The organism is Flavobacterium sp. LS1P28, assembly GCF_003970335.1.
Taxonomy (GTDB): Bacteria; Bacteroidota; Bacteroidia; order Flavobacteriales; family Flavobacteriaceae; genus Flavobacterium.
Genome location: NZ_RYDI01000019.1, coordinates 1 through 14,483 on the forward strand (window position 1 = coordinate 1; position 14,483 = coordinate 14,483).

The following is a 14,483-nucleotide window of genomic DNA, read 5'->3' on the forward strand; positions in this document are numbered from 1 at the left end:
AAAATACTTTCTCCTGTAAATTTTTCCATACTTTAAATATACATAAAAATCATAAGTATTTATCGGAACACCTCAATTTATTTTTAATAAATCATTCTTTAAATCTACAGTTTGTTTCTGTACAGTTAAGATTACTTCTTTTATACCTTGCATATCCTGGCTGGTTATTTCTTCTACATCGGAACTAAAAATGTTGTCTTCAGTTTCACAAAGTATCGGATCTACATTTTCAGATAAATTTTCAAGTAAATTCGGAATAGAATTATGATTTAATTTTTGTCTATTATGCAACCCTAACCCAGGAATAGATGTATTTAAATAAGTCCCCGATTTGCCAAAATTAATACTTGCTCCACGTACTCCAATTGAAGTACTGATACCTTTCTTACTGAAGTTCAAATGAATTCCAGGTATTATCTTTACTCTTTTATGATAACTCCATGCCATAGTACTAAGTGTTTATTGATGATTTTTATCTAGTATAAAGTCCTTTATGATTGCATCCATATTAGAGGGTAAGTCTGCGGTTTTAATTTCAAAATGTTTTATTTTCATTGCTGCAAACCATTTACTCCAATAGGCTCTGATTACTTTTTCTTCATAAGGATTGTTTTTGTTTGGGTTTATTCCTAAAACTAGAACTTCAAGATTTGATAAGCCATCGTTTGCTTTTATAAAACCATAATTCTTATTTTTAAGTTTTTCATTCCAATCCTTATTATTTAATCCATTTTTTCTAATGAGTTCCGGAGTGATATATGTAGTCAAATTCCCTTCTATAATTCTGGTGTCTTCATAAAACATATATCCATCAGTTAATACTACAAGTATGTTTCTGTGTTTATCATCTATACATTGATCTTTTACTTTGTTTTCAAAAAAACTCCATATATCTGAGCCTATATAATTATCATCTTTTATTGCGGATTCATATATTTTTGAAGTCTGGGAAGCATAATTTGAATTTATGGAATTCAGATACTCTTTGGACGCGTTATTTTTATCAATTGCAATTCTTAATTTTTTAGAAATGGAATTAATTTCAGGGTCTAATGGTTCTGGATTGAAAAATAATTGCATTTTATCATCAATCTGTTTTATTCTTTTTGATCTCAAATGTTGAGTGAAGGCTTCAGAAATGGATTTTATATACCCTAAATCCCTTTGGTAATATTCCATTGCTGGGTTAGGATTCTTTTTGATACTAATCCTGTCCGATAAATCTAGAAGTATACTAATGTTGTAATTTTCCTGAATAGGGTGACTAATTATAGTTTTATCGTTCTTATTTTCGGAATCTTCTTTACATGAAGATATAGAAACGATCAAAAATGATAGTAAAATAGTTTTTAAAATAGCTTTCATAAGATTAGTTTTTAGAATATACTAAATGTTGGAAATCAGGATCAACTAGATTTAGTTTGTCCAAATGTTCAATTGATAAAATATCGCAGTTTACCAATAATTCTGTTTTCTCCTTATGCGGCAAAGCTATTTCAGTATTAATGGCTTGAAACCAGCCTTCTTTATATTGATGATGATAATGAAGGTATTCTTTAACAGGAAAGACAAAACCATCTATTTTAGATTGCAGTTCTGAAATCTTACCATTAATGGTAACCATTTGTTGTTTAAAGTCATTGACTTTATTACTATATTCTGTTTTTAGTTTTTCTAAATCAATAAGTTTCTCTTTTTGTCCTCTAATGTAAGCTCTGATTTTATCGATGTTTTCGAATTCTTTCATCACAAAATCAAAAACAAGTCCCCAAATAATATACACTACAAATCCAGCAAATATGATCATCCAGAATTCAGCCTCGCCTAATGCAATGTTTAAATTATAAGGAGAGGAATCGGTAGTTTTATTAAATTCATATATTTTTTTCTCAATTTGATAAGCCAGAAGTGCGTCAAACAAAAATGTTGTAATAAATAAACCAATGATTCTAAAGATATTTTTGATACCCTTTACTTTTTGCACCATATGAATTACATAGCCTAATCCCATGAAGACAAAAGGAATAGTAATTACTAAAACCCCTTCTAACCAACTTGCTTTAAATGAGTTTGTCAATGCATCTGCATCAAAAATGGCAGCTGTTAAACTATCATTTGAAAACTCTTTGAAAAATGCAGAATAAGAGGCCGAGATATAAAATACTAATAAATAAAGAGTTATAGGTAATAACAAGATTAGTCCAATATAAAAATGTGCTTTTAGACCTTTGCCGTCTTCAATTCCAAATTTGTCAGGATTACGCTTTACTTCAACAATTTCACTTTTTATCTGATTAATATCTTCATTCAGGTCTTGCTCTTTTTTTTCGTAAATTCCTATTGCCGCCTCACACTTTTTTAGTTCTGTCCTGTTTTTTTCTTGCTCTTCTCTGTAAGGTTGCTTCAAACGGTCTTGCTCTAATTTTTGCTTTCGACATTGATCTTCAAAACTCATATATAAATTTTGCAGACAAGCTTTTAGAACGATTGGTTTTCCAGTCGCTTTTATTGATGCGGCAAAGCCACTCTGATAATAAGTGATTCTTATTTGTTCCCTGTCATTTTCATTTTCATCAATATCATTTTTAGGAGATTCATCAACTTTTTTAAGACTGAATAACTGTGTTAGTGATTTCATAATTTAAGAGTTTAGTTGATTAATAATTTCTTCTTTGCTAATGCCTTTCTTAACACAATCAATTAGATAACCGGTTAACTCGTTTATGTTTTCATCCAAAAAATTAAATTTACGACAGTATTTTTTGAGCATATTTAATTCATCATCTGTTACCTTCTCATCAGCCCAAATAATTCTGGCAAAATCATATAAGTATTCAATCCTTGTATCTAAATTTTCTGGAATACTCAACTCGGTATTGATTGGATTAAGAAAAAGTTTATCGAGTTCTTCTTTTGGAATCCCACGTTCATCCGCAAAATGATATAGCATTTGAAGTTCTAACACGTCAAATTGATCATCTGTTAAGGCCATTTGGTAAAGTCGAAGGAAATGACTTTTTAGTTGAATGCTCATGCTATCATTTGAATTCATATTTTGAAAATTAGATTATTAAAAATGTCTTATTTACTTTATTCAAACTAAGATTTTCTTGCTTTTTTTGAATTTTTTCTACTTTTGATATTTTTTGAAACTGGTTCCTTTTTTGGAGTAGGCGCACAAACACCGCAGGTTCCTCCTTCTTTGGCACAGTGTTTACAACCCGAACAATTTTTACATGCTGAACAATATTCAGAACCGGAACATCCCCTGCTCTCACAGGTTGAAGCAATTAATTTTTCCGAAGTGGTTTGACCTGAAATGGTCCAAGTAAAAAGGAAAAATAAAAAGGAGTATAAAAATATTTTCATAATAATATTATTTTAAGATTTGATAAAATAGTGCGCCAAAACTGAAGTAGATAATAACCGTCAAAAGACATCCACTTGATTTTGATGAATTAAATGATTTTCTATAAGAAACGCCAGACACCCCGGTCCTTACCGAGAAAGCCTTGTTACTAATCGTTCCGCCTTTAGTCCTTAGACTCGGAGAAATTCCTGATTTGCTTATATTCAAACCAAGTCCTCCTCCAAGCTTAATTCTTTTTTGAAATCGAAAGCCCATCACTTGAATCCTAAGTGGTATGACATTCATTAGAACATGTTCTGCATCCGTTGGATTTAGGATAGGTTCTCTTTGCTTCTACAACTGCCGGTTTACAATTTGAATATTCTCCCAAATATTTTCTATTTTCTGAGTTTGGAAGATAGCTACAATCTTCATTATGCACTTCATGGTCACCGTTTAATTGTGCATTTTTGTTCACATAATACTTTTTCATACTTTTTAATTTAATAATTTGTTTCAAATATAAAACCATTAAAATTCAACACCTTACGGTAAACCGTAATCCAACTCATTATTTTATTTGAGCCATAAAAAAAGCCCCCGAAGGAGCTAGAATGTGAAGAATAAATGTGGGTTGCTAGGAGTGAAACTTTAAATAATTCCTAAATCCTTGGCTATTGCTACAAGATGTACCGTATTATTTGCTTTGAAATAAATTTTGAGTTTATTGATATGTTTTTCAATAGAACTTTTACTGTTAGGACCTATGCCTTCTTTTTTAAATTCCAATTCTATATTTTCTTGAGATATTCCTATAGAGAGATACTTGATTAACTGCACGTCATAATTATCTATTTCACTTGTAGCCCTATCTTGAAGCAGATACAACAATTCAGGAGAAATATTTTCTTTTTCATCATTGTAGGTTTTTTGAATAGCTCTTTTAAGGTCGTATATTGTGTTTCTTCCTTTTATTACATAGCCATCTATATTAAGCTCGTCAAATAGTAATTTGACACGATGTGCTCTGTCTTCAATAGAAAAAACAATTATTTTAATGTTAGGACACTGCTTTTTAACCGCAGCTATCAGTTCTTCTCCCGAATTGAGTTGGTTCAATTGGTGATCCGCTTTAAAGGACAAATCAGAAATAAGCAGTTGAAAAGGAGCACCGTCTAAATGTGCTTTTTTAACCTTTAACAAAGCTTCATCACAATATTTTGCATATTGAATTTCAAGAACATTCAGTTCATTTAGTATCTGGGCAGCACCCAAATCATTAAAATCAATATCATCCGCAATTAAAACTTTTGTAAACATATTTATATATTATTTTGGAACTAAAATTTTAGCTTTGAAACCTTTATTGGTTTGAGAATCAAAAGTAAGTATTCCATTTACCGTATGAATACGGTTTTCCGCATTCTGGAGACCATTTTTTAAAATTAGTTTTTCTGAAAAACCAATTCCATTATCTGAATAGTCAATTTTAAGAGAATTTTGTTCCATATCAAAACCAATGACCACAAAACTGGCTTGACTGTATTTTTTCATATTAACCATAAGTTCTTGTAATACTCTTTGTATAGCGATCTTTTTTTCCGTTTGAACTTTTGACCAATCTATTGGGGTACCATTTTTAATAATAACTTCGGTACTACTACTTTTATAGCTATTGAGCATTTGTTTTAAATTCTGTTCAAAACGTTCTCCTGTTTCTATAGGACTATTCGCTTTAGAAAAATTTCGGGTCCTAATATATATTTTATCAAGATTATCTAAAAGAGTTTCTTTTTTTATCGGATTCTGTAAATCTTGAGTTCCAGCAAAAGTCATGGCATAAAAAACATCATTAGCCAATTCATCATGAAGTTCTTTAGAAATTCGGGTTTCGGTACTATAACTTGCCTCTAAGCGTTCACGTTTGGTTTTACTTTTATAGTAATTGATTATAAGTACAATCCCGCCGAGCAGTGTAAAAAATCCAAAAAACAACAGGTACTTTTGGTTCTTTTGCGTTTCAAGTTCCAAAAGGGTTTCCGCTCTTTGTCCCTTATATTTGATGCTTTCCAGGTTGGCTTTCCTAGAATCATATCTAATTTTAGCAAATTGATTTTTAGCATTATTTCGTGCTTTTTTAATACTATCATTTAAATTCACAAACAAAATGGCGTAAATATTTTCTCCTTTTTCTTGATTATGTGACATTAAAAATGCCAAAGCTTCCAATCGTTCGTCAATACTTTGCCGTTTCGTTGCTTCATCATAAGCATATAAAGCATTTACTTTCGATTTTTGGTAATCTTTATTTTGATAGTAATCGGCTAAATGCAAATAGCTTTCAATACTTCCATAGGAATCGTTAATGCTAGTTCTGATTGCTAAAGCCTGATTCATTAAAGCTAGTCCCTTTGGAATCTGATTGTCTTTATAATAAGCAAACCCCAAATTATCAGTAATGATGGCTTTTTTATACGGTAGTGTATCTAAAACATTCAATTTTAAAAGTGGCCCTAAAAGAATAATCGCATCCTTATATTTTTTTTGTTCTATATACACGTTAGCTATATTATTAAGGGGCGTTACCCTTAATAGTGAATCGCTCACAGTTTCTAAGATTTTATTGTAATAAAAAACGGCATCATCATAATTCTTTAGCTCTTTCGCCGAGATACCAAATAAATTATTTGCAGCTACCTGATATTGTAAATTATCATGCATATAAGGTAACGCCTCGGTCAGCGTTTCTTCACTGTTACTATAATCCCCAAATGTCTGCTGGATTCGTGCCAACTGAATTAACGTGTAAGCAGAGTATGTGCTGTCTTTTTCAGTTTCAAATATCTCTTTTGATTTATTGTAATAATAATAGGCACTATCAAATCTTTTTGCATTGTAATAAGAATCCCCTAAATTGGCGAATTTCTTAGCAAGGATACTTTTAGCCGTTTCTCTATTTTTAACATTCACAGAAGTTGTTACTGTCCCTTTTTGGCAAGATAAAATTGCAAATAACAACAATAAAACTAAAATCGGGGAACGCACCATACAATGTTACTTTCCCCGAAATTAGTAATTAATTATAAGCAAGGACTTATAATTAAGGTTTTTTTGGTGGTGTAATAATAATTACGTCGTCTCCAGGGCCGTCACTAGCCATTGGAGTACTTGTATTAGACAAGGGACTAGTATAACTTTGATTGAATTTCTGATCTGTTTTTTGAACTCCAAAATCTTTTGCTTGCGCACTTGCACTATCAATCGCATCAGCATCACATGAAACCATAACTAAGCCCGATACTGCCATAGCAGCTGTAAAAAATATTTTTTTCATTACTTTAATTGTTAAAAATTTGACTTAGGTTTGGCCGTTCGATATCTTTTATCGAATAATTAGTAAAGGCCAAACCATTAAAATGAGAACAGTTTTTTTGGTTGCGGGAAGTAAAGTGGGCTCTTACGGAATCATTTAATTATACTTCCCGGAATAAAAATTCTCTTCTGTATAGCCTCACTTTTATAGAAGTAGTTTTGTACATTTGTCCGTATCGCGAAATAGAACAAGAACTAATTCTGAAGCAAAGTAATGATGCTCCTGCAGTAAAATTGATCCGGAATTCCTATGATTCCCAGCAATACCGAGGATTCCTGAAAATTCCTAAAAATTCCTTTAAGCTTATGATGAAAAATACTTTAGAAGATTATAAAGCAGCGGTTAAATTGAAGTATGAGATTGAAAAGGTTGGCATTCATTCCAGTTTTTTGCTGAACCCTTCTCGTGCTAAATTGCGAAAATTGTGTGGTGAGTTATTTAAGAATAATGCTAACGCTGATGATTTAAAAAGCTTTTCTGCTTTTTTTCAATTTGATTTTATTTTAAATTGCTCCAACAAATTGAAAGACCAAACAGATAAATTCAGGCCTATTGAGACATTTTTTAAAGGAGAGACTGATTTAACTGATATTGAAGCAGTAAATATTGCAGCAATACTAGTCGATTTTAATCCGCGACCTTACCTAAAATTCTCAAGACTGGAGGCTCTTAAAAAAGAGAATACCTCCATTGCTAGTATTGAAAGTATAGATAAAGAAGATGTTGCTGGAGCATCTACGATTATTAAAAATAGCAGCATTAGTCTCGACCAATCAATGAAACCATCATCCTTGGAAAAGAAAGATTTAAATATTTTTCAAAAAAAGCTATTTATTCCTGGACTGATAATAGTTACAATGTTGTGTGGTTTTGGTTATGTTTTTTTGCCAAAAAAAGAGTGCATGCAATGGCAAAAAGACCATTTTGAAGCAGTTGTTTGTGAAACTAAAGCAAATGGTATAGTAAACTTGTATTCAACGATGCCTCTAAATAAAAATATGCTGAGTTTTAGAAAGATTGAAATTTGTGATACCACAACCTTTTTTAAACATGATAAACCAATATTGTGGTATTGTAAAACTGGAGATCATTTGGATTTTTTTAATGGACCAGGTTTTAACCCTGAAAATGAAAAACCTTTAAAACCGATTACCCAATATATGATTGATAAATATATTAAGTAAACCCGATAGTATAGGTTTGCAGTCCGTGAAAGTTCTCGATAAGAAAATGCCTCCGATGATTTTTGGGATAAAAACATTCAGGCTTGAAATCGAAGATTCATGAATACAAAAAACAATAATAACCCATGAATATTTTATTGTTACTTTTTTTTCATCAAGACAAATCGAAGATTCAGCCACCCGAGCGAAGCGAACAGGCGAAGCAAACTCCACTTATAATAAAAGTTAAGTGAGCTAAAAAAGCAAAGATTTTCTTCATCAACCAACCAAAAAAAATCAACAACAATAAACTAACAATAATGTCTTTTAAACCGCCCTGATAGTTGCCATACAAAAAAATCACGGTAAGGATTTTAGCATTTGCCTCAAGGAGTAACCCAAGAGTTGAGTGATAGAGTAAAACTTCACTTCTCCACGCCCTTAAATAAAAAGCATAGAAAAACAACGAGGAAGTGAAGTGGCAGGACGAATGGCTCGGGGTGCGGAACGGAACTTCAAGGTAGTTTTCAAGCTTTTTATTTGCAGGCTTGATTTTTTTGTTACTTTTTTCATCAAGGAAAAAAGTAAAGATTTTTCTTCATCAACAAAAAACTTGTATGCACAGTCTCACCCCAGCTGGCTTGAGCATTAAGTAACACAGGTGCTGGCGCGAGCGTCTCGCTCGTGCACGCAATCCGAGTTTTTACAGTAATATAAACAAAAGCAACCTCTTAACTGGGTTGCTTTTTTTACTTTACGGGATATCTTGGGATTTTTAACCAACCAGTCAGTAATATCCAAATCACCTTTTTGTGTACTTTCCAATATAGCATAATACGTATCACGTTCAGCTTGGATTTGAGCCGACATCGAATAAAATCGTTTTTTACTTTGGTCGGCGCGTGCCAGTTGCATATCAGTTATAGCTCTTGTGATGCGTCCGTTACCGTCTTCAAATGGATGTATGGTAACAAACCACAAATGGGCAAAAGCGGCCTTCAATACAGGATCAATATCTTGATTTGAAATACACTAGTTTCGGAACTCATTTATAAAAATTAAAATTGATTATTACAAAAATTTTGATTAACCGCTTTATGGGTATACTCATTTATTTTCCTGAATTATTAATGTTCTGGATTTGTCATCTAAAAATGTTGAAGTGCAAAAAAAAGTATTTTTCCTTTCTCATTAATTATTATTTCACTCAGATTTGATTCCATTTTAGAATTATTATTTCAGCTAATATAGAACTATTTTTACTACTAATTACAAGTATCTAGTATTCTATAAATCATATTTCTTTAGCAAATTTCACATAAGTCTTGACTGATTCTTTGTAAAAAAGCCCTCGTTAGAGAGCTTTCCATTTTTTTTCATAAAAAAAAATATTTTCACAATGAGTTCAGATTTATTTTTTTGATTATTATACTTCTACTAAATTACGGTAGTCATATTTTTCGTATTCTTTTGTATTAGCTTTTTCTTTGTTTAACTCAATCATCTCATTTTTTAGTTGAACTTTATACCATTGTTCTGGTTTAGTATGAGAAAATGTACTAAGTTTCAATGCTACTTGTGCATTTAATTTTCTTTCCCCTGAAAGATATTTATGAAGATTACTATCTCTCATTTCAAAATAAGTTGCTAATCTTTTTTTAGAAAGATTAAGGACTTTTAAATACATCTTAACAAAATCAAGAATTTTTAAAACCTCTGTATCATCACTTTCATTTCGAATATAATCTTCTAATTTATACTGAATAGAAAGTAACCGATTGCTTAATATTCGTTCTCTGGATTGAGTAGTAGAATGGGATAATATAGCTTTTTTTAATTCCCCTTTCTTTTTATCATTCCAAATATCTTCAATTTGAATTTCTTTAGTTTTCATATTCATTCATTTAAAAATTCATCAATTAATTTTTGCCCACCTTCAGGTGGAATAATCATAGAGGTATCACCAACCTTAAAAGCATTGTATTTTTTTGAATATACTGCCATTAGTTTTATTTCCTCTTCTTTATGTTCTTCAAAAACATCAAATGCTAAATAGCCTTCAAAGTCACCTTCTCCTTTTACGAAACTTAACCGACAAGCATATGCAATTAAACAACCTGCAACATTATCATATTCTTTTATCGTTCCTTTGTTATGAGGAGCAATTTCAACATAAGCCATATAGGGTTCAATCTTTTCCTTCATTTCAAAAATTAAACAACCTTCAATTTTTTCAGAAGTTTCTTCAGACACCAAAATATATGTTTCAAAACCTTTCTTTTTCGAGTGTTTATTAAAATTAAATCTCCATCCATCTGCCACTGACGGAAGATTTACTTTTAATAATTTTGAATCTGAAATTTTAGCATTTACTAAAACATTTCCATCGATTTTTAATATTTTTACATCCATTTAAGCAAAATTTCATTAGACAAATATACATAAAAATTATACATATTGTATAATTTATTGCAGTTAATTTTATTGGTTTAGATACTTGAAAAATGGAGATTAATCAATTCCCGTTGCTGGGAACTATCCACTTTAATATATTTCCCCTGGCGCGGGCATCTCGCTCGTGTACATGAAGTATCAGTCGATGAAAAACTCATAACCGTACAAAATATAAGAATATCTCTTTCATTAAATAATTTACTGAAGCACCTGGAAACTAAAGGTTATTATTTATTTGGCGAGAAAAAATTAGAAAACTGGAAATTCGGCAACCATAAAGACCAGTTGGAAGTTGCAACTTTAGTAATACGAAAAATAGATAGTAAAGATGTTATAAAAGTAGATTTGAAAGATGCCAGCACCTAACTGCTTTGAGCTAGCTGAAATTTAGTGGAATTACCGTTTCGCATCAAGTTTTAGTTAAACGGAAAATTGAGCGGTTACGAACTTCCAGCAAACTCAAGGCGGTATAACGTTAGCAACAACCTTAAAAAAAACCGAAAATTATTAATATTTATTTGATGAAAAAATGTTCTCGATGCAATAGCCAAAAAACGATTATTTATTCTACACATAAATTTCATAATATCTTGCAATGTGTAGATTGCAATAATTTAATTCTTACAACTCTTGGCGAATGTTGTAATGATCCTTTTTTTAATGTTACTATTGATAATAGAAATCCTGAAAGGTTGAGGCTTCATAGACAATGTCAAAATTGTGGAGGTTGCGTGGATAGAAATAAACCGTTAAGTCAAAACAATATTCAAAAGAAATTAGATTTAAATTTAGTTATCCGAACTATAATAATTGGGCAAATGAACGTAAAGAAAATTCAACGCAATTGTGGGAGTTTGTAAAGCCATTAAATTATAGCACTTCAAGATTTGCAAAATATACCGAATACTTGAGTTCTAATGCTTGGGCATTAAAAAGAAAAGAAGTTTTAATTCGGGATGAAAATTTATGTCAAGTCTGTAAAGAGAAACCTGCTGAACAAGTTCACCACAAAACTTATGAAAGATTATATGATGAAGCGTTGGAAGATTTAATTTCTGTCTGCAAAAATTGTCACGACGAAATCCATAGAGAAATTGATGAAAAGCGACGCGCTGAAATAAGACAAATGATCGATGAAGGCAATTACTAATCGAGTAGACGGCTCCGCCAGAAACTGACTGAGTGTGCCTCACACACCACCGTACGTACGGGTCTCGTATACGGCGGTTCGCAAAGTGATGGATTGAATTCAATGTAGGTTTCCAGCATAGACCGATACCCTTTCTTCTTGAGCCGTAGTAGGGTAATTGTAGAAGTTAGAATCGGACTTTGGGCAATGCGCCAGCCTCCTTTTCTGGTTCTGCTCCAAGCATAGGCGTGGTCTTTGTCAATCCCTAGTCGCATCAGGTTTTTCCTTTTACGTTCGGCTTTTTCCAGTCCGTACAAATGCATTTTAAGCTTGGTTTTTGAGTGTTTTCCTTCACTTTTGGGCATAAGTTCCCTTACCTATAAAATTAGCTTTCTAGTGTATATTCAATTTAAGTTAAAATATCACTAAATGTGGGTATTGTAACAATACTTATAAAAGTCTTTATTTACGAACTAGAATAAATAGCTTGACATATGGTAAAACTTTAAAAAAGCGTTATTTGTTGATGTTATTTACAAGTTACAAGCAAGCAGACCCTATGACACTTAAAACCAATAACAGAATATGACACCAGAACATAAACAAAGTATTTTACCTCAAATTGAAGAGTTTTGGAAACTCGATATAGATAAGAGAGTAGCGGAAACATATAAAGACTTTCAAGACTTAACAACTGTTTACATTGGTTATTATTCTGTGACTGAATTTACTGAATTCTCTAAAAAAGCAATCGGTGCAGTTAGGTCAAATTTTGCAATCAAAATTATTTAGTATTTTACCTTTTCAATATCAATTTCAAAATGATTTTGGAGCAGGGAATTTACGTGATGATTTAAGTAGTTTTTTAGCACATTGTGCTGGAAATGATTTCAATTCAGCTGTTGGATTTCTTTATAGATTAGTATATTATCAAGTTCAAAATGGAGTTTGGGATAAAGAGCAACCTATAGACAAAAAAAAGAAAATGGAAATTGTTGACGAGTTAGAAAGCCGTTTGCTATTGATATCAGAGAAATTAAACCAAAATATTGAATTAAATAACAAGCTAATTTCAGAACTTGAAACTAAAAAAAATAACATTACTCAATTAATAGCTACAAAAAACACTTGAATGAAAATTAGCAGACCTGCGATAACGAAATTATCCGAAATGATATGTGGGAACGAAGCTTTTAACCATTTCTCTTATCGTTCTTCATCTCAACTGACAAAATTTTTCATAGACAATGACCTAGACTTTGTTCACGACGGTTCAACCCGACATTCTTGGGTTCAAGACGTTTTAAATAAACTTAATGAGCAATCAAGCGAAATCGAAAATTTGCCAAATCGAGATTTAATCAAAGTAATAATATCGTTAGTAAATCCAGATTATTATCTCTTTGATGAAAAATTAGACCATAAAAAAGCTGTTGAAGATGTAAATAAGGCTTTAAAATCATCAAAAATAATACTTAAAGAAAAAGCTGACGGACAATATCTACTAACACACACCACCGAACCCTTCGGCTTCGCTCAGGATAAACCAAGCGGGTCACGTATACGGCGGTTAGCAAAAAGATGAGTTCAATTCGATTCTTCAGATAAGAATAATCTTCTTTTTGTAACGGTGTTTGGTTATATTTGAGGGTAATGTGACGGAGGTTATTTTATAGACTGGCGTTATCGGCTATCTTAAAAGACTGCTAAGTATTACTGGTAATAACAACTCGATCTCGATAGATTCTGTGTTGATTTACAATTAAAATATTGATTTATTTTTGTTTTTCAAAAAAAGACACTTCTGTAAAAAGTGTGTAAGTTTAAAAATATAGGGGTTTGACTTTTTAATTAAAGTTGAACTCTTTTTTCAAATATAGTTTAGAACTGGGTGAAGATTAATCCCCAGTTTTGAATTTTAGCGGTGACAATAAATTGCCGTCAACCAGGAAACTTCCTTAGTCTTCGTTTCTTAGAAAGATATATCCTAAAGCCAGTGATATACAATGTAAGGGGAATAAGTCCAGCGATAAAAACAAGAATCCTACCAAATAGTCCTGCAATTTCACCTGTGTGTACAGGGTAAAATTGTGCTGCCAAACGGTTGCTAGTAGCATCATTCCTATAATCTGTTAAAGAGATTGTTTTTAGGTTTGTGCTAACCGTCAGTTCTTTGGTTTTTCTAAGTCCTTGCGTTTTAAATCTACTCTCAATATATCTAAACCGATAGTTGTCATTTGCATCTTTAAGATAGTAAATGGCACGCAAGTCATAACTTTTATCGGAATCTAATAAAATCGTTGCAAAGGATGGGGGATTCTTATTTTGTGTTTCTTGTTTAAGAATTGTTCTACTATCTAGCACTGATAGCGCCTTTTTATAATAGGAATTATACGTAAAATAGGCACCTGTAAAGGAAATTGTCAAAAGTGGGATAAAAAAGCTAACCCCCAATACCTTATGAAGATCAAAATTAAATTTCTTTTTCTTACTCTTCCATTTAATTTTAAACCCGTTTTTAAGGGTAGAACTATAGGTTTTGTACCAAATGTAAATTCCCGAAAGCAATATTAATAAAAGAAAAACAATAGTACTTGTGCCAGTCACATACTTGCCTATTTTTGGAATGAAAAGGGTACGGTGAAATTTTAATAAATCTTCAAAAAACACAATTGAAGCTGACTTCTCTCCTAAAAACTGCCCATTTTCTGAATTATAATAATTGGTTTTCCCGTTTTTAAATTCAATAGAAATTGTTTGCTGCTCTCTATATGGTAGAAACATTTTGCTAATACTATCCGAGTGCGTCGTTGCTAAAGAGGATGCCGTTTTTAAAAAAACGTCATCCTCTAAACTATCTATGTTTTTCATCTTTAATAGCTCAGGGTTAAGTGCCGCGCTGAATTCTGGTTGCCATACATACATAGCACCAGAAAGGCCAGAAATCGAAGCAACTAAACCACATGTAATACCTACCCAAAAATGAATTTTACGCACTATATTCCCTAAAGCCAT

The 14,483-nt window shown here is 31.7% G+C and carries 19 protein-coding genes and 1 pseudogene; 5 read left to right on the forward strand and 15 right to left on the reverse strand.

The window, feature by feature from the left end:
• Positions 1 to 72: 72 nt before the first annotated feature.
• The 10 genes from EKL97_RS13025 to EKL97_RS13070 all read right to left on the reverse strand — a co-directional run bounded on the left by EKL97_RS13025 (position 73) and on the right by EKL97_RS13070 (position 6,683).
• Positions 73 to 447: a DUF4236 domain-containing protein gene (locus tag EKL97_RS13025; RefSeq protein ID WP_126569025.1), complete on the reverse strand. Its 375-nt coding sequence runs from the start codon at positions 445 to 447 to the stop codon at positions 73 to 75.
• Between the two features lie 12 nt (positions 448 to 459).
• The gene (locus EKL97_RS13030; RefSeq protein WP_126569026.1) at positions 460 to 1,365 is read right to left on the reverse strand and encodes a hypothetical protein; all 906 of its coding nucleotides are present in this window, start codon (positions 1,363 to 1,365) and stop codon (positions 460 to 462) included.
• Between the two features lie 4 nt (positions 1,366 to 1,369).
• Entirely contained in the window at positions 1,370 to 2,638 is a 1,269-nt protein-coding gene (locus tag EKL97_RS13035; protein ID WP_126569027.1) for an ABC transporter permease, read from the reverse strand.
• A 3-nt stretch (positions 2,639 to 2,641) separates the two neighbouring features.
• Positions 2,642 to 3,052, reverse strand: coding sequence for a hypothetical protein (locus EKL97_RS13040; protein WP_126569028.1), 411 nt, complete (start codon positions 3,050 to 3,052; stop codon positions 2,642 to 2,644).
• A gap of 47 nt (positions 3,053 to 3,099) precedes the next feature.
• Positions 3,100 to 3,369 carry a hypothetical protein gene (locus EKL97_RS15715; RefSeq protein ID WP_199742843.1) on the reverse strand — a complete coding sequence of 90 codons (270 nt, stop codon included), beginning with the start codon at positions 3,367 to 3,369 and terminating at the stop codon, positions 3,100 to 3,102.
• 7 nt (positions 3,370 to 3,376) lie between these two features.
• Positions 3,377 to 3,655: a DUF4236 domain-containing protein gene (locus tag EKL97_RS16105; RefSeq protein ID WP_126563031.1), complete on the reverse strand. Its 279-nt coding sequence runs from the start codon at positions 3,653 to 3,655 to the stop codon at positions 3,377 to 3,379.
• Positions 3,636 to 3,842, reverse strand: coding sequence for a hypothetical protein (locus EKL97_RS13055; protein ID WP_126563030.1), 207 nt, complete (start codon positions 3,840 to 3,842; stop codon positions 3,636 to 3,638). The genes EKL97_RS16105 and EKL97_RS13055 overlap by 20 nt, the downstream gene beginning before the upstream one ends.
• 158 nt (positions 3,843 to 4,000) lie before the next feature.
• A complete protein-coding gene (locus EKL97_RS13060) occupies positions 4,001 to 4,669 on the reverse strand; it encodes a response regulator transcription factor (RefSeq protein WP_126563029.1) in 669 nt (222 codons plus the stop codon).
• Between the two features lie 9 nt (positions 4,670 to 4,678).
• Positions 4,679 to 6,319, reverse strand: a complete 1,641-nt coding sequence (locus EKL97_RS13065) for a tetratricopeptide repeat protein (RefSeq protein WP_233588589.1) — start codon at positions 6,317 to 6,319, stop codon at positions 4,679 to 4,681.
• A gap of 130 nt (positions 6,320 to 6,449) precedes the next feature.
• On the reverse strand, positions 6,450 to 6,683 hold the full coding sequence (locus EKL97_RS13070) for a hypothetical protein (protein ID WP_126569029.1): 234 nt from the start codon (positions 6,681 to 6,683) through the stop codon (positions 6,450 to 6,452).
• 344 nt (positions 6,684 to 7,027) lie between these two features.
• Here EKL97_RS13070 and EKL97_RS13075 point away from each other — a divergent pair, with 344 nt between their 5' ends.
• Complete coding sequence (locus tag EKL97_RS13075) at positions 7,028 to 7,906, forward strand: hypothetical protein (protein WP_126569030.1); 879 nt, start codon at positions 7,028 to 7,030, stop codon at positions 7,904 to 7,906.
• A gap of 627 nt (positions 7,907 to 8,533) precedes the next feature.
• Here the strand turns inward: EKL97_RS13075 and EKL97_RS15900 are convergent.
• The 3 genes from EKL97_RS15900 to EKL97_RS13090 all read right to left on the reverse strand — a co-directional run bounded on the left by EKL97_RS15900 (position 8,534) and on the right by EKL97_RS13090 (position 10,297).
• Positions 8,534 to 8,914 (reverse strand): Fic family protein, encoded by a 381-nt coding sequence (locus tag EKL97_RS15900; protein ID WP_255416348.1) that lies wholly within the window; start codon positions 8,912 to 8,914, stop codon positions 8,534 to 8,536.
• Between the two features lie 397 nt (positions 8,915 to 9,311).
• Complete coding sequence (locus EKL97_RS13085) at positions 9,312 to 9,779, reverse strand: transcriptional regulator (protein WP_231507358.1); 468 nt, start codon at positions 9,777 to 9,779, stop codon at positions 9,312 to 9,314.
• Between the two features lie 2 nt (positions 9,780 to 9,781).
• Positions 9,782 to 10,297: a hypothetical protein gene (locus EKL97_RS13090; protein ID WP_126463460.1), complete on the reverse strand. Its 516-nt coding sequence runs from the start codon at positions 10,295 to 10,297 to the stop codon at positions 9,782 to 9,784.
• Between the two features lie 886 nt (positions 10,298 to 11,183).
• Here EKL97_RS13090 and EKL97_RS13095 point away from each other — a divergent pair.
• Positions 11,184 to 11,489 (forward strand): HNH endonuclease, encoded by a 306-nt coding sequence (locus tag EKL97_RS13095; RefSeq protein ID WP_126455293.1) that lies wholly within the window; start codon positions 11,184 to 11,186, stop codon positions 11,487 to 11,489.
• A gap of 65 nt (positions 11,490 to 11,554) precedes the next feature.
• Here the strand turns inward: EKL97_RS13095 and EKL97_RS16110 are convergent.
• Positions 11,555 to 11,790: pseudogene (locus EKL97_RS16110) on the reverse strand (group II intron reverse transcriptase/maturase); the annotation flags it as partial.
• A gap of 263 nt (positions 11,791 to 12,053) precedes the next feature.
• Between EKL97_RS16110 and EKL97_RS13105 the strand changes: the two are divergent.
• Genes EKL97_RS13105 through EKL97_RS13115 form a run of 3 tightly spaced genes read left to right on the forward strand, consistent with a single transcriptional unit; the run spans position 12,054 to position 13,053 of the window.
• Positions 12,054 to 12,260 (forward strand): hypothetical protein, encoded by a 207-nt coding sequence (locus EKL97_RS13105; RefSeq protein WP_126463458.1) that lies wholly within the window; start codon positions 12,054 to 12,056, stop codon positions 12,258 to 12,260.
• Positions 12,223 to 12,600, forward strand: coding sequence for a hypothetical protein (locus tag EKL97_RS13110; RefSeq protein ID WP_126569031.1), 378 nt, complete (start codon positions 12,223 to 12,225; stop codon positions 12,598 to 12,600). The genes EKL97_RS13105 and EKL97_RS13110 overlap by 38 nt, the downstream gene beginning before the upstream one ends.
• Positions 12,601 to 13,053 carry a hypothetical protein gene (locus tag EKL97_RS13115; protein ID WP_126463454.1) on the forward strand — a complete coding sequence of 151 codons (453 nt, stop codon included), beginning with the start codon at positions 12,601 to 12,603 and terminating at the stop codon, positions 13,051 to 13,053. It abuts the gene before it with no gap.
• Positions 13,054 to 13,409: 356 nt separating this feature from the next.
• Here EKL97_RS13115 and EKL97_RS13120 read toward each other — a convergent pair whose 3' ends face one another.
• On the reverse strand, positions 13,410 to 14,483 hold the full coding sequence (locus EKL97_RS13120) for a PepSY-associated TM helix domain-containing protein (RefSeq protein WP_126463452.1): 1,074 nt from the start codon (positions 14,481 to 14,483) through the stop codon (positions 13,410 to 13,412).

Coding starts and splice junctions, on each gene's coding strand:
- EKL97_RS13075 (WP_126569030.1), top strand. CDS start 7,028: ATGATGAAAAATACTTTAGAAGATTATAAAGCAGCGGTTAAATTGAAG.
- EKL97_RS16105 (WP_126563031.1), bottom strand. CDS start 3,655: ATGAATGTCATACCACTTAGGATTCAAGTGATGGGCTTTCGATTTCAA.
- EKL97_RS13025 (WP_126569025.1), bottom strand. CDS start 447: ATGGCATGGAGTTATCATAAAAGAGTAAAGATAATACCTGGAATTCAT.
- EKL97_RS13070 (WP_126569029.1), bottom strand. CDS start 6,683: ATGAAAAAAATATTTTTTACAGCTGCTATGGCAGTATCGGGCTTAGTT.
- EKL97_RS15715 (WP_199742843.1), bottom strand. CDS start 3,369: ATGAAAATATTTTTATACTCCTTTTTATTTTTCCTTTTTACTTGGACC.
- EKL97_RS13030 (WP_126569026.1), bottom strand. CDS start 1,365: ATGAAAGCTATTTTAAAAACTATTTTACTATCATTTTTGATCGTTTCT.
- EKL97_RS13035 (WP_126569027.1), bottom strand. CDS start 2,638: ATGAAATCACTAACACAGTTATTCAGTCTTAAAAAAGTTGATGAATCT.
- EKL97_RS13040 (WP_126569028.1), bottom strand. CDS start 3,052: ATGAATTCAAATGATAGCATGAGCATTCAACTAAAAAGTCATTTCCTT.
- EKL97_RS13090 (WP_126463460.1), bottom strand. CDS start 10,297: ATGGATGTAAAAATATTAAAAATCGATGGAAATGTTTTAGTAAATGCT.
- EKL97_RS13085 (WP_231507358.1), bottom strand. CDS start 9,779: ATGAAAACTAAAGAAATTCAAATTGAAGATATTTGGAATGATAAAAAG.
- EKL97_RS13060 (WP_126563029.1), bottom strand. CDS start 4,669: ATGTTTACAAAAGTTTTAATTGCGGATGATATTGATTTTAATGATTTG.
- EKL97_RS13055 (WP_126563030.1), bottom strand. CDS start 3,842: ATGAAAAAGTATTATGTGAACAAAAATGCACAATTAAACGGTGACCAT.
- EKL97_RS13115 (WP_126463454.1), top strand. CDS start 12,601: ATGAAAATTAGCAGACCTGCGATAACGAAATTATCCGAAATGATATGT.
- EKL97_RS13105 (WP_126463458.1), top strand. CDS start 12,054: ATGACACCAGAACATAAACAAAGTATTTTACCTCAAATTGAAGAGTTT.
- EKL97_RS13120 (WP_126463452.1), bottom strand. CDS start 14,483: ATGGCTTTAGGGAATATAGTGCGTAAAATTCATTTTTGGGTAGGTATT.